Raw genomic sequence first — 11,846 nt, 5'->3', positions numbered from 1 at the left:
CGGCATATGCTCACTCCCTCCGGTCGCTCCGCTATTCCACGGTCCCCATGACGGCGGCCCAGCTCCGGGTAGTCGGGGCTTACCGCGACCAACCGAAGGCTGACGAGCAGATCCACCGGGGGAGACTTACGCTCCAGGGCAAAAGCGGGGCTGCACCCGCTTCGCGGGCGCGCTTTATGTTTACCTCCCGCTCCCACCTCGGCATCTAAGCAGCTCCGAAAAGCGCGCCGCGCCAAGTCAATTATTCGTCAAAGATTGTTTGACCAACAGTTGACGACAGGGCCGCGATTTGAGATACTAACCACGTCGAAGCAATACCGCTTCAACACCCCGGAAACCAGCGGCGGCAACCGCTCCGGGGAATCTGCGAAGGAGTTTCCATGAGCGCTTATATCCTGAATCGTTTTCACATCTCCGCCATTCTCATGTTCACCTGCACCGGCAAGCCGGATGCGACCACCTACCAGATCCTTGCGGATCAAGGCCAGCAACTGCTTGACGAAAACATTCGCTCCGTGCGCACCCGCTACCCTGGCGAAACCTTCAAGGGCGAGCTGTTCGGCCTGGATGAAACTGTGCGCAAACCTACCCCGCTCGAAGCCCTCAAACTCATCCAGTGCTTGGAGTATCAGTCCAACCAAAACCCCGACTATTACGCTACCCAGGCATTCCGCACCCTGCATGAAATTCGCCGCATAGCTCAGTCCAAGCTGCCGGGCTGGGACCAGACAAGTTGGGATTTTGTCTGATGGCTGCGAATGCCCATCACGTAGCGCCGCCCATGTGGCGCTACTCCCTTCGATGGTGCCTGCCGCACCAGCCCTGCCCTGGCGACTTTGAGTTGCTGGTGATCGAGGCCCCAGCGGGGACGCGGATGCCGGAAGAAATGCACCAGGCATGGCAGCGCCGCCCCGTGGGTTACGGTGTTTGCCTGGACTTCCCCCAGTCCCGCGCCGTCAAGCGCTGGAGTGCCGAGGCCAAAGACCGGGTACGCAAGCAGAAGATGGCCAAGCGCATCGAGAAGGCCGCGCCGCTGTTCGCTGACGAGTTGATCGCCCGCGAGCTGGAGCAGCGCCCCGACTACTTCAAGGGGGAGTGAACCATGCTCAGTACGCAGATCCGCCCAGCACAGCCTGGGCTATTCACCGCCCAGGCCCTGGGCGTTGACGACTTCGAGCTAAGCCAGATCACCGCCGAGTTCAGCGCCATTAGCTCGGGCGAGCTGGAGCACCACTTGTTCGACGCGCCTAGGCCGTCCGAGATCGTGCGCCTGGCCGACAAGGTGGCCCGCCACACCCGGTCACACGGCTGGCTTGACCAGGCCGCCGCCCAAGCCCGCATTGCCGAATGGAAGCGCCACGCCTTCGCCCAGGGCGAAGGGCGGGCCAATGCCGACAAGGTAGTGCTGTCGCTGTTCGACCATACCGGGCAGTGGTCGCAGCCGTGGGAGGATGCCGGCTACCAGGTCCTGCGCTTCGACATACAGGACAACCCCGTTACCGGCGACGTAAACGAGTTCGGCGCCGGCTTCTTCGGTGACTGGTTTGGCGATTTCGACGGCCTGGATATCTACGCCATCCTCGCCGCGTGCCCGTGCACAGAATTCGCCACCAGTGGCGCCCGACACTTCGCAGCCAAAGATGCAGACGGGCGCACGGTTGCCGCCGTGCAGCTCGTTCACCAGACATTGCGCACCATTGAATATTTCCGGCCTGCCGTATGGGCCATCGAGAACCCGGTAGGTCGGATCGAAAAGCTGGGCGGCCTGCCGCCGTGGCGCCTAGCCTTCGACCCGCACCACCTGGGCGACCCGTACACGAAGAAAACCCTGCTTTGGGGCCGCTTCAATGCAAACCTGCCCATTGCCCCGGTCGAGGCCTCGGACGGCTCGAAGATGCACCGCAAGTTCGGCGGCAACCGCCTCGCCACCAAGAACGCCCGCAGCGCAACCCCGGAAGGGTTTTCCTACGGGTTCTTCATGGCCAACAACGCCCAGGACAACCCGGCGCTGGCCATAGCCTACAAATACGACCGACTCGACGCCGGCCTGCTACGCGCCGCGCTCGATGCTAATGTGAGCGCCCGCGAGATCGACGAGCTGGTGGCGGATGCTTACTACATGGACATGGACGATAGCGCTGCCGAGTCAGCGCTACGCCAAGCGATCTCTACACAGAACCCACCTACATAGGACTGCCGTTATGCCGAAACCGAAGCGCCCAAATATGACCCTGCGCGAGCAGGAGGATGCAGCCAAGATCCAGTGTTACGACTGGAACGCCCAGTACAAAGAAGGCGTGACAGTGACCTATGAAGAGTTGCTTGGCTCGGGCGAGTCGATCCAGACCAAAACCTGCGGTCGAGCATTCGTCATGTGCTGCGAACCGGTCATCATGGTGGAGGATGTTTCGGGCGCAGTGTCCCTGGACCACTGCACCGTTGTCGCAGAGGAAGCCGCGTAGATCCCGGCAAATGCCTGTGCAGTAAACGGTCGTTTTCTGCACACTTCAAAAAAAGCGCCCAGGGGCGTTTTTTTTGGGGCATAACTGTTAACTTTCTCGTAAACTTTTCAGTGTCTACATTAGGTGTACGGAAATTGCCATGATGAGCAAACCCATCCCGACCACGCTGTACGTGTACCGTTGCACCGCATGCGGCCATGCTGGCCAGCTACACCTGGCCGAAACCGCTGCCGAGTTGACGACCGCTTGTACATGTTGCGGGGCCGAGGTCGTGGCCGAGTGGGATGGCGGCGTGGTGCTATCGACCGACAAACCAGGCCAACCACATGGAGGTGACCATGCGTAACGGCAAAGACTCTTCAACCCTGGACATATTGACCGGAGGCCTGCGCATTGGGTACGCCCGAACCAGCAAGCAGGACCAGAACCTGGACCTACAGCGAGACGCGCTTGTCGCCGCTGGTTGTACGCGGATCTATGAGGAACAGATCAGCGGGGCCAGGGCCAACCGGCCCGAGCTGGAGCAGATGCTAAAAGCACTCCGCCCAGGGGATACCGTTGTCGTGTGGCAGCTTTCCCGCTTCGGTCGCAGCCTCTCCCACCTGCTCCAGCTCATGGCGCAACTGGAAGCCATGCAGGTTCGCTTTGAATCGCTCACCGAGCACATCGACACCAGCACGGCGGGCGGACGGATGCAGTTGAACGTCTTCGCCACCCTGGCGGAGTACGAACGCGAGCTAAACCGCGAACGGACCATGGCCGGCCTGGAGGCCGCCCGCGCACGTGGGCGCAAAGGGGGTCGCAAGCCGACGCTTGGAGCGAAGGAGATCCGCGATATCAAGATCCTGCTGGCCGATCCCTTGACGACCGTCAGCGACGTGGCCGCCAGGTTCAAAGTCAGCAGAACCACCATCTACAAGTATCTGAGCAAGGAGGCCCAGCATGTCGTCCAATGAGTTGTTTGATATCGATCCCGACCTGGCCACCTCGCCACTGCCGAAACGTCGCTCTGCGGCCAAAGCCCCCTTGGTCGGGCAGGACGCAATCAACATCGACAAGTGGCGCAAGCGCATTGAGGCCGAAGCCCGGCCAGGCGAAACCTACCAGCAGGCGGCGGAGCGGCTGAAACGCGAAGAGGCGAAGCAGCCGAAGGACAAGACACCAGGGCGCGAGGCGGTGAAGGCCTCAGCGGGCCGCAAGCAAGTTGTGGTGCTCGAAACGCAGCTCGATTTCTGGATTGCGACCGGCCTGCCGGCGATCCCCAAGGACGAGCGGCCTACAATGGAGCACCCGATCTACGCCGTGGAAGACGGAGACACCAGGCAGATCACCTACGAGCACAACGGGAACAAGATCGAGATCATTCCCAGCGTTGCCGGTCGGGCGACCCAGCATGACAAGGATATCGTGCTGTTTTGCGTGTCGAAGCTGGTGGCCGCGATCAACGCCGGCATAGCCGTATCACCGACTATCGAGACGACCGCTCACGAACTGTTGAGCTTCACGCGCAGCAGTACCAGCGAGCGCGGCTATGAGCTGCTTAGCAAGGCGTTCGACAGGCTCACCGGTACTCGCATGCGGGCCACCTTTGAATCGACGAAAGACCGTGACGGTAGCCGGCGCTGGGTGGGCCTGCTCGATGACGTGGAGATCATCACCAGGGGCGCCAAGAACCGCATGTGCGCCATTCGGATCAAGGTATCCGACACCACATTTAACGCTGCGAAAGCCATGGATGTGTTGACCATTCCGGGCGACTATTTCGGGCTACGCAGCGCCATCGCCAAACGCATCTATGAGCTTTGCCGAAAGCATTGCGGCGGCCAGGGCCAATGGAAGATCGGCCTGACTCTGCTGCAAAAGAAGGTCGGAAGCGCCCAGGCGGAAAAGAAGTTTCGCGCCAAGGTCAAGGAGCTGGCCGAGGCCGGCAGCTTGCTCGACTACTACATGACCTACCTGCCCGACGAAGACGCGGTGTTGTTCTTCAACAAGTCCGACGCCGGCAAAGCGGCCTTGCTCAAAGCCACGCGCAACGGTATCAAGACGCCACGCAAAGCAAAGGCCGCACCCGCTGCATGAGTCATGGCAATTCGTCACTCCAGGGACCGGAAGGGGTCAATCCACTGATGTGTAAGGGTTTTTCTCTATTGATTCATGCGTTCTTGAGCTGTACCGCAGCCCCTTCGGGGGCTTTATCTGCGCATTCGTCACTCCAGGGACCGCGCCCAATTTCGCGGCCTAGCCGGTTCGTCACTCCAGGGACCGCGATTCGTCACTCTAGGGACCGCCGATTCGTCACTTCGGGGACTGGGGTTCGTCACTCCAGGGACCGCCTATTTCGTCACTCCGGGGACCAGAACCACCCGCCAGCCCAGGTAAATCAAGGCCTCGCAAAACGCTAACAACGCGCGCGCGTATTAACCTTTTAACTTAAACCTTTAACGGCTCTGATTTGACTGAGCTTGTGGATAACTCACGGATAGCGTTCGACACCGGCACCGTGCACGCGCCACGGGATCACTCCGGGTTGTCCTGATTGCCCCACTGGTACTCCCACACCAGTCCAGCGCGGCGTTGCTCATAGTCAAACGGCTTGATGATCCCCGAAACGAACAGGGCCGACAGCAAGCCCTGCGCCATGCCGTAGTAGACCGTGCGGTCGTGGCTCATGCCGTCCGGGCAGTCATTCTTAGGAGGCAACGGTGCGAAGGGTGGCTGGTCGTCATACATGGCAGCAACTCCTATGGAGGCGGGGCATTGAAGTATAGGAGGGTGGAATCGAACGGCTGCTGCGCTCTGGTGCGGTGGCTCGCCCGCCGCGCTGGAGCGGAGCCAACAAGGCCAACTGGCCGCGTTAGGCTGTATTGTATTTTGTAGTATGTTGTATAATACTACACGCTACAACATACAAAGGAGCACGCCCCATGGCACTCACCAAGGAAATGATCTGGAAGGCCGCCGACGAACTGGACGCTGACGGCACTAAGCCCACCCTGGCCAACGTGCGCAAGCGCCTGGGTGGCGTCGGCAGCTTTACGACCATTCAGGAGGCCATGAGCGAGTGGAAGAACCGCAAGCAGCAAGAGGCCCAGCCACTCATCGACCCACCACCACCTGCCCTGGCCCAGTTGCTGGAGAACTTCGGCGCCGATATCTGGAACCTGGCCCGTGTTGCTGCCGACCAGGCCCTGGACGGAAAGCGCCGAGTGATCGAAGAGAATGCCGCGCAGATCCGCGAGCAGGCCGAGGAAGCGATTGCCCTAGCTGATAGCATGGATGCAGAGCTGCACGACCTGCGCGCCAAGATCGCGGGCCTGGAGGAAACCGCAGCGCTGTACCGCGAGCTACAGGCCAACTATCACGCCCTGGAAGAACGTGCCGAGCTGGAGTTGAAGCACCAGAAGGACCACAGCGCCCAGGAGATCCACCGGGCTGTCACCAGGGCCAACGAAAAGGACTCCGAAGCTATCGAGGCACGCAAGAGCGAACGCCAGGCCCTGGACCGCGCAGCACGCGCCGAAGGTCAGGTAGAGGCTCTGGAAAAACAGCTTGGCCTGGCTAAGAAGGGCAAGTAACCCACAAACGAAAGGGAGATCAATCACATGGATAGCACTAATCTGGATTGGCTTTGCCGCGTGGCTGGCTTATCACGGCCCCATGCAAGAGACGGGCTTCGATTGGCTACTGTTCGCCTTTGTCGTAGTCATTCCCAAAGGCTTTCGGGGCGCTCTGTACGCCTCGACGGCGCCTCAAAACAGATTCAGCGAGGGTTACAGCGCCAAGGATAAGCGCCTGCCATTGTACTGGGTTTTAACCCTGCTCTTGTTCGCTATCAACCTGGGCCGAACCATCACCGACTTAATGAGTTGATCGGTATCAGCACTTCCCCAAGCCCGCGATGCGGGCTTTTTCTTGCCTGCCGGCAGCCGCCCGCCACTCGCACCGGACAGACTCGGGCAAGCCTCGCTAGTCAGCCACACGCACCAGGCTCTACGAAGATTCAGGGATTCTTGGGGAGGGATTACAGGAGGGCCAGAAATGGCGAAGCCCGCTGCACAGCAATGCAAAACGGGCTTCTAGTGCTCTGCGAAGGAGCGCATGCCCGCAGTATAACGACGCACCCCAGCGCGCTCAATTGCTCAATTGACATATGCTTGCCATATGCTAGGATTCTCTTGGAGATTGAAGGAGGTTCCGATGCTCAACCGCTGCTTACCTGCGTTGCTTTTGGGGGCCGTGCTCACCACACCGGCTTATAGCGATGATTGCCGGTTGTCGTTCCAGAATGGCGCGACACTCGACCTACCCGTGGCCACCACCGAAGCCGCACAGGCGCAGGGCCTCGCCGGGCGGCCAGATCCAGGGCGAGGCATGCTGTTTCTCTGGACTACGCCGGCAGTGCGATTTGTGTGGATGAAGAACACCCCTGCCCCATTAGACGCGGCTTGGATCGGAGCAGATGGGGTTATCCAGAGCGTACAAGAGCTGGAGCCACACACAACCGCCAAGCATTCATCATTGCGGCCCGCCCTCGGCATTATCGAGGTGCCACGCGGCCAGCTTGCAAACCTGGGCATCGAGCGCGGCAGCACCATCACCGCCTCAACGTGTTTCAACTTGTAGGAGGTTCCCATGCGTACCGTTTCCATTTTCATGAACAGCCGAAACCAGGCGATCCGCATCCCTCGGGATATGGAGTACCAGGGCGTTTCCGAGCTGGAGATTATCCGCGACGGCGAAACGCTGATCCTGCGCCCTGTGCGCCCCTCCTGGGCATCGTTGCGCGACGTGGCGGCCGCAGATCCTGACTTTCTGACCGAGCGAAAGGATGTGATCGAGGAAGACCGTTTCCTGGGTGACTTCACATGAGCAAAAAGACGTACATGCTCGATACGAACATCTGTTCGTTCATCATGCGCGAGCGCCCCGACGCGGTGCTGGCCAAGCTGGAACAGGCAGTCACTAATCAGCACCGGATTGTCGTTTCGGCCATCACCTACTCCGAAATGCGTTTCGGGGCCGCCAACCCCAAGGCATCGCCCAAGGTTGCAGCGATGGTCGATGCCTTCATCCAGCGCCTGGACGCCATCCTGTCCTGGGACGCCGCCGCCGTAGATCAAACAACGCAGATCCGCACCGCCCTCGCCCGCCTGGGTACGCCCATTGGCAACAACGATGCAGCGATAGCCGGCCATGCCCTGGCCGCTGGGTGTGTTCTGGTCACGAACAACACTCGCGAATTTGCTCGCGTTCCTGGCCTAGTCCTTGAGGACTGGACCCAACCCGCCATTACCAAGAGTTGATACGCCATGACCGAACTGGAACAAGCCATCATTGATTGCGCCCAACTGCACCTCACTCAGTTGAAAGGTGCGCTTACCCTGCCCAATGGCCCCGAACGTAGCGACGGCTTTACCTCAGCCTGGTGGCAGCTCACCGGCCTGGCCCAGCTTGCCGACCCGAGCACATGAACCGCACTTACACCAAGCAACAGCACGCCTTGGCAGCGGTCGGCGCGATGTTTGATGCGGTGGACGAGTGGAACAAGGTTATGGCCGAAGTGCGCCAGGTCGTCGGCGAAAACTGAGGGAGGCCGGTATGCGAAACGAACAGGAGTTGATGCCTGGCCTGATCCTGCCGCCGAGCTATCAGGTTGTATTGCGCAGGCGCCTGGCCGAAGTGAACACCGCCACCAGCGCGGCGAATTGCTTGATTTCCCAGGCCCGCGCCGAGGGCATGGTGGAGGCCCTGGAATTGTTGAAAGCGCTGGAACAACAGCAGGTTGAGCGCCTGTATTTGTTGATCGAGCAGGCTGCCACAGCGCGCTTGCTGGAGCTGGAGCAGGGTGCCGGCGAGTGATCGCCCTGCCGTCATCCGAGGCATAGCGCGAGGCCTGCGGCCCGGGCTTTCGTGCTACGCATCGAGCCACAGCTACGCCGCGTCTCGCCCCTTCGGGCTTCAATCCCTCTCGCCTGCGCACCTGGCCCGCCAGGCGCTGCGCGCTCCGCTTGCCCTCCGGCCTGCCGGCCTGCGCGGCGGCCTGCTGGCCACCTTGCCGCCCCTGCGCGTCCTGGGTGTGCTCATCACCCTCCGGCTGGCCGCTATCAGCCCTAATCGCCTACCCTCCGCTGGGCCTATGCCGTCAAGGGGCTTTCGCGGCATATGCTCACTCCCTTCGGTCGCTCCGCTATTCCACGGTCCCCATGACGGCGGCCCAGCTCCGGGTAGTCGGGGCTTACCGCGACCAACCGAAGGCTGACGAGCAGATCCACCGGGGGAGATTCACGCTCCAGGGCAAAAGCGGGGCTGCACCCGCTTCGCGGGCGCGCTTTATGTTTACCTCCCGCTCCCACCTCGGCATCTAAGCAGCTCCGAAAAGCGCGCCGCGTCAAGTCAATTATTAGTCAAAGATTGTTTGACCAACAGTTGACGACAGCGCCCCGATTTGAGATACTAACCACGTCGAAGCAATACCGCCTCGACACCCCGGACACCAGCGGCAGCAACCGCTCCGGGGAATCTGCGAAGGAGATACAAAAATGCGTCTTTCCAGCAACTTCCGTAATCCGTGCATGATCCGCAGCGATGCCCCTCTGACCAATGACGAGATTGCCCGCGTGGCGCCCTCGATCTTTGCCGAGGAAGCGCACGACAGCCGTTCGGAACGTTACCTGTACATTCCAACCGTCAAGGTGCTCGATGCGCTGCGCACAGAAGGTTTTCAGCCGTTCATGGCGTGCCAGACCCGCGTCCGCAACACCGACAAACGCGAGCACACCAAGCACATGATTCGCCTGCGCCATGCCAGCAACATCATGAGCAAGGAAGCGAACGAAATCATTCTGCTGAACAGCCACGACGGCAGCAGCAGCTACCAGATGATGGCCGGCAAGTTCCGTTTCGTGTGCGCTAACGGGCTGGTCCTGGGCGACATGGCGATGGATCAGAAAGTGCGCCACAGCGGCCGCATTGACGTTGTTAACGACGTTATCGAAGGTGCCTATGAGGTGCTGGGCCAGTTCGAGCAGATCGACGCCAACCTTGACGACATGCAGCACTACCACTTGCGCCAGGAAGAGCAAGAAGCGTTCGCCATGGCGGCCCTGGCCTACCGCTACGACCCATCCGAAGGCCCTGCCCCGGTCACGCCGTCGCAACTGCTGATGCCGCGCCGTGCCGAAGACCGCGCAAGCGATCTCTGGACCACGTTCAACCGCGTGCAGGAAAACACCATCAAGGGCGGCTTGCGTGGCCGCAACAAGCAAGGACGCCGGACAACTACCCGCGCCGTTAACGGCATTGACCAAGACGTGAAACTCAATCGCGCCTTGTGGGTACTGGCCCAGGCCCTGCGCAGCGGTCAAGCCGCCGCGTAACTGGCGAGCCGGGCGTTAAACGCCCGGCTTTCCCCCGCCCTTGGAGGATCGAACCATGTGCAAAGTCTTCTATGTCCCTGGCCATACCGCGATCATCGACTATGCCCGCCAGATCGGGCCAAACATGTGGATGGCCCAGCATTCCGGGCTGATGCTGCCCGAGCTGCGCGTGCGTTACCCCGGCGCCATCCTGGGCGACGAAGAGGCGTTTTTGATCGATCAAGAACGCGCCTATGGCACGCCACCGGCACGCACGACCGCCGCCCGTTTCGAGTTCAACCTTTCGCAGCGCCCCGTCATCGACTACCACGCCGACGAGCTGGGCGCGTCGTTCAAGCTGGCCGACCTGGACCACGGCAACATGACGACCATTTTTGCCCAGTGGGGCGGGCGCTACTGGACCTTGACGGGCCTGGCCACCCTGCCCCACCTGCTCATCATGCGCCGCATCGCTACCCACTCCCTGGCCGTGGCCAAGGCCTAAGATCGAGGAACCGACCATGACTTACGAACGCACGTTGGAAGCCTACCGATCGTTACTCAAGGCCAACCCTGGGCATGGCCTGCTCATCCCTGGGGATTGCGTGGCGTTTCTGCTCGACTCTGACCAGCTTTACGCCTGCCAGGTGCAGGACGGTCGGCCACTTCTGGCGTGGATGTTTCCGATCACCGCCGAAGCCTGGGACGATGACGACGAAGCGTGGTTGTGCGATGCGGGCGGCCTGGAGACAGCCGACGCGATCAACGACCCGCAGTTTGTGCCCCTGCTGATATGGGACCGCCAGACACTGGAAAGCGAAACCGTGGCGGCAGTCGCCGCCAAGGTTGGTACCAGTGACCAGGGCGTTGCCATTAGTATCGAGCGCAACAACGAGGGGACGTTTTACGTCATCTGGAAAGCCACCGCCCAGGGCGTCAAACGGCACCGGCTCCATGCCGGTTCCACAGATGCCCGCCGCCTGGAAGCGCATGCGCGGGGCTTCATCGAGCAAATGAACCAGTAGCACGCTTGACCCGTAGCCCTGCCGGTAGCAGGGCATTCAGCCAACAGTAAGGAACCGCGAATGCAGCCCACCCAGCCGAAATACACCGCCGAACAATGGACCGCTTCCCTGCCTGCGCTCCGGGGCATGTCCACCAAGACCCTGGACATTGCCAGGGCGGTGCTGGTGGAGGGCAAGGAACCTATCGAGGTGGCCAACAACATCGGCCAGTCGCGGCAGCTTGTACACGCTGCAATCAAGCGCGTAACCGCCGTGCTGGAACGCCAGACCGTCGGCCTTGTGCCCGTCATGGTCTGGCTCACCCCCGAGGAAGCCGAGCAGGTCAAGCAGATGGCCGCCAAACATGAGCAGCCAAAGGAGGCCCAACCAGGGACCACAAAGAAGACACCTAACCGACAGAAAAAGGCCTAGATGGCGCCTTTCTGTCACGGACAGTTTGACTGCTGAGGGATTTGCAGATGCTTACACCAACAGAGGAAAAGGGCGTGCTCGATTACCTGGCCTGCCTTGAATGGGTCGCCAGCGCCGAGGTTGCAGAGATCCGCCAGCGCCTGGAAACAGCGACCGGCCAAGTCCGCGAGGATCTGGTGACTGCGATCAAGCAACAAATGGGCGGGGGCCGTCCCGAATTGGCCTGGTACTTCCACCACCTGGCCAGCGAGAAAATCTAGTGCGAGGCCTGCGGCCCGGGCTTTCGTGCTACGCATCGAGCCACAGCTGCGCCGTGTCTCGCCCCTTCGGGCTTCAATCCCTCTCGCCTGCGCACCTGGCCCGCCAGGCGCTGCGCGCTCCGCTTGCCCTCCGGCCTGTCGGCCTGCGCGGCGGCCTGCTGGCCACCTTGCCGCCCCTGCGCGTCCTGGGTGTGCTCATCACCCTTCGGCTGGCCGCTATCAGCCCTATTCGCCTACCCTCCGCTGGGCCTATGCCGTCAAGGGGCTTTCGCGGCATATGCTCACTCCCTCCGGTCGCTCCGCTATTCCACGGTCCCCATGACGGCGGCCCAG

The 11,846-nt window shown here is 61.2% G+C and carries 18 protein-coding genes; 17 read left to right on the top strand and 1 reads right to left on the bottom strand.

The genetic code is table 11. The features are described 5' to 3' along the window. Positions 1-380: 380 nt before the first annotated feature. From HBO11_RS28340 to HBO11_RS28315, 6 genes are all read left to right on the top strand, one after another. Entirely contained in the window at positions 381-749 is a 369-nt protein-coding gene (locus HBO11_RS28340) for a hypothetical protein (protein WP_015272386.1), read from the top strand. Then, entirely contained in the window at positions 749-1,099 is a 351-nt protein-coding gene (locus HBO11_RS28335; protein WP_019692581.1) for a hypothetical protein, read from the top strand. The genes HBO11_RS28340 and HBO11_RS28335 overlap by 1 nt, the downstream gene beginning before the upstream one ends. Before the next feature lie 3 nt (positions 1,100-1,102). Beyond that, positions 1,103-2,191, top strand: a complete 1,089-nt coding sequence (locus tag HBO11_RS28330) for a DNA cytosine methyltransferase (RefSeq protein ID WP_015272388.1) — start codon at positions 1,103-1,105, stop codon at positions 2,189-2,191. A gap of 10 nt (positions 2,192-2,201) precedes the next feature. Further along, the gene (locus tag HBO11_RS28325) at positions 2,202-2,462 is read left to right on the top strand and encodes a hypothetical protein (protein ID WP_015272389.1); all 261 of its coding nucleotides are present in this window, start codon (positions 2,202-2,204) and stop codon (positions 2,460-2,462) included. Between the two features lie 338 nt (positions 2,463-2,800). Further along, positions 2,801-3,418, top strand: coding sequence for a recombinase family protein (locus HBO11_RS28320; protein WP_015272392.1), 618 nt, complete (start codon positions 2,801-2,803; stop codon positions 3,416-3,418). Further along, complete coding sequence (locus HBO11_RS28315) at positions 3,405-4,541, top strand: replication initiator protein A (RefSeq protein ID WP_015272393.1); 1,137 nt, start codon at positions 3,405-3,407, stop codon at positions 4,539-4,541. The genes HBO11_RS28320 and HBO11_RS28315 overlap by 14 nt, the downstream gene beginning before the upstream one ends. Before the next feature lie 438 nt (positions 4,542-4,979). Here HBO11_RS28315 and HBO11_RS28310 read toward each other — a convergent pair whose 3' ends face one another. Then, positions 4,980-5,192: a hypothetical protein gene (locus HBO11_RS28310; RefSeq protein WP_015272394.1), complete on the bottom strand. Its 213-nt coding sequence runs from the start codon at positions 5,190-5,192 to the stop codon at positions 4,980-4,982. A 194-nt stretch (positions 5,193-5,386) separates the two neighbouring features. On the opposite strand from HBO11_RS28310, the gene HBO11_RS28305 reads away from it, so the two are divergent. The 11 genes from HBO11_RS28305 to HBO11_RS28255 all read left to right on the top strand — a co-directional run bounded on the left by HBO11_RS28305 (position 5,387) and on the right by HBO11_RS28255 (position 11,513). Further along, positions 5,387-6,037 (top strand): DNA-binding protein, encoded by a 651-nt coding sequence (locus tag HBO11_RS28305; protein WP_015272395.1) that lies wholly within the window; start codon positions 5,387-5,389, stop codon positions 6,035-6,037. 622 nt (positions 6,038-6,659) lie between these two features. Then, the gene (locus tag HBO11_RS28300; protein ID WP_015272397.1) at positions 6,660-7,085 is read left to right on the top strand and encodes a DUF192 domain-containing protein; all 426 of its coding nucleotides are present in this window, start codon (positions 6,660-6,662) and stop codon (positions 7,083-7,085) included. A 9-nt stretch (positions 7,086-7,094) separates the two neighbouring features. After that, complete coding sequence (vapB, locus tag HBO11_RS28295) at positions 7,095-7,331, top strand: type II toxin-antitoxin system VapB family antitoxin (protein WP_012477631.1); 237 nt, start codon at positions 7,095-7,097, stop codon at positions 7,329-7,331. Next, positions 7,328-7,765: a type II toxin-antitoxin system VapC family toxin gene (locus tag HBO11_RS28290; protein WP_012477632.1), complete on the top strand. Its 438-nt coding sequence runs from the start codon at positions 7,328-7,330 to the stop codon at positions 7,763-7,765. The genes vapB and HBO11_RS28290 overlap by 4 nt, the downstream gene beginning before the upstream one ends. Positions 7,766-7,771: 6 nt before the next feature. After that, positions 7,772-7,933, top strand: coding sequence for a hypothetical protein (locus tag HBO11_RS28285; protein ID WP_015272398.1), 162 nt, complete (start codon positions 7,772-7,774; stop codon positions 7,931-7,933). Between the two features lie 127 nt (positions 7,934-8,060). After that, positions 8,061-8,321, top strand: coding sequence for a hypothetical protein (locus tag HBO11_RS28280; protein ID WP_015272399.1), 261 nt, complete (start codon positions 8,061-8,063; stop codon positions 8,319-8,321). A gap of 680 nt (positions 8,322-9,001) precedes the next feature. Next, a complete protein-coding gene (locus tag HBO11_RS28275) occupies positions 9,002-9,838 on the top strand; it encodes a DUF932 domain-containing protein (protein WP_015272400.1) in 837 nt (278 codons plus the stop codon). A 55-nt stretch (positions 9,839-9,893) separates the two neighbouring features. Continuing rightward, on the top strand, positions 9,894-10,322 hold the full coding sequence (locus tag HBO11_RS28270; RefSeq protein WP_015272401.1) for a hypothetical protein: 429 nt from the start codon (positions 9,894-9,896) through the stop codon (positions 10,320-10,322). Positions 10,323-10,338: 16 nt separating this feature from the next. After that, complete coding sequence (locus HBO11_RS28265; protein WP_015272402.1) at positions 10,339-10,842, top strand: hypothetical protein; 504 nt, start codon at positions 10,339-10,341, stop codon at positions 10,840-10,842. A gap of 60 nt (positions 10,843-10,902) precedes the next feature. Beyond that, positions 10,903-11,253: a TrfB-related DNA-binding protein gene (locus HBO11_RS28260; protein WP_015272403.1), complete on the top strand. Its 351-nt coding sequence runs from the start codon at positions 10,903-10,905 to the stop codon at positions 11,251-11,253. A 47-nt stretch (positions 11,254-11,300) separates the two neighbouring features. Then, positions 11,301-11,513: a hypothetical protein gene (locus HBO11_RS28255; protein WP_153334493.1), complete on the top strand. Its 213-nt coding sequence runs from the start codon at positions 11,301-11,303 to the stop codon at positions 11,511-11,513. The last annotated feature ends 333 nt before the right edge of the window (positions 11,514-11,846 follow it).

This window comes from Pseudomonas sp. WS 5010, assembly GCF_012985565.1.
Taxonomy (GTDB): Bacteria; Pseudomonadota; Gammaproteobacteria; order Pseudomonadales; family Pseudomonadaceae; genus Aquipseudomonas.
Note: the sequence above shows the minus strand (reverse complement) of the source record. Positions and strands in the feature narration are given on the sequence as shown.

Coding starts and splice junctions, on each gene's coding strand:
- HBO11_RS28300 (WP_015272397.1), top strand. CDS start 6,660: ATGCTCAACCGCTGCTTACCTGCGTTGCTTTTGGGGGCCGTGCTCACC.
- HBO11_RS28285 (WP_015272398.1), top strand. CDS start 7,772: ATGACCGAACTGGAACAAGCCATCATTGATTGCGCCCAACTGCACCTC.
- HBO11_RS28265 (WP_015272402.1), top strand. CDS start 10,339: ATGACTTACGAACGCACGTTGGAAGCCTACCGATCGTTACTCAAGGCC.
- HBO11_RS28315 (WP_015272393.1), top strand. CDS start 3,405: ATGTCGTCCAATGAGTTGTTTGATATCGATCCCGACCTGGCCACCTCG.
- HBO11_RS28255 (WP_153334493.1), top strand. CDS start 11,301: ATGCTTACACCAACAGAGGAAAAGGGCGTGCTCGATTACCTGGCCTGC.
- HBO11_RS28270 (WP_015272401.1), top strand. CDS start 9,894: ATGTGCAAAGTCTTCTATGTCCCTGGCCATACCGCGATCATCGACTAT.
- HBO11_RS28335 (WP_019692581.1), top strand. CDS start 749: ATGGCTGCGAATGCCCATCACGTAGCGCCGCCCATGTGGCGCTACTCC.
- HBO11_RS28310 (WP_015272394.1), bottom strand. CDS start 5,192: ATGTATGACGACCAGCCACCCTTCGCACCGTTGCCTCCTAAGAATGAC.
- HBO11_RS28275 (WP_015272400.1), top strand. CDS start 9,002: ATGCGTCTTTCCAGCAACTTCCGTAATCCGTGCATGATCCGCAGCGAT.
- HBO11_RS28330 (WP_015272388.1), top strand. CDS start 1,103: ATGCTCAGTACGCAGATCCGCCCAGCACAGCCTGGGCTATTCACCGCC.
- HBO11_RS28260 (WP_015272403.1), top strand. CDS start 10,903: ATGCAGCCCACCCAGCCGAAATACACCGCCGAACAATGGACCGCTTCC.
- HBO11_RS28280 (WP_015272399.1), top strand. CDS start 8,061: ATGCGAAACGAACAGGAGTTGATGCCTGGCCTGATCCTGCCGCCGAGC.
- HBO11_RS28325 (WP_015272389.1), top strand. CDS start 2,202: ATGCCGAAACCGAAGCGCCCAAATATGACCCTGCGCGAGCAGGAGGAT.
- HBO11_RS28305 (WP_015272395.1), top strand. CDS start 5,387: ATGGCACTCACCAAGGAAATGATCTGGAAGGCCGCCGACGAACTGGAC.
- vapB (WP_012477631.1), top strand. CDS start 7,095: ATGCGTACCGTTTCCATTTTCATGAACAGCCGAAACCAGGCGATCCGC.
- HBO11_RS28320 (WP_015272392.1), top strand. CDS start 2,801: ATGCGTAACGGCAAAGACTCTTCAACCCTGGACATATTGACCGGAGGC.
- HBO11_RS28290 (WP_012477632.1), top strand. CDS start 7,328: ATGAGCAAAAAGACGTACATGCTCGATACGAACATCTGTTCGTTCATC.
- HBO11_RS28340 (WP_015272386.1), top strand. CDS start 381: ATGAGCGCTTATATCCTGAATCGTTTTCACATCTCCGCCATTCTCATG.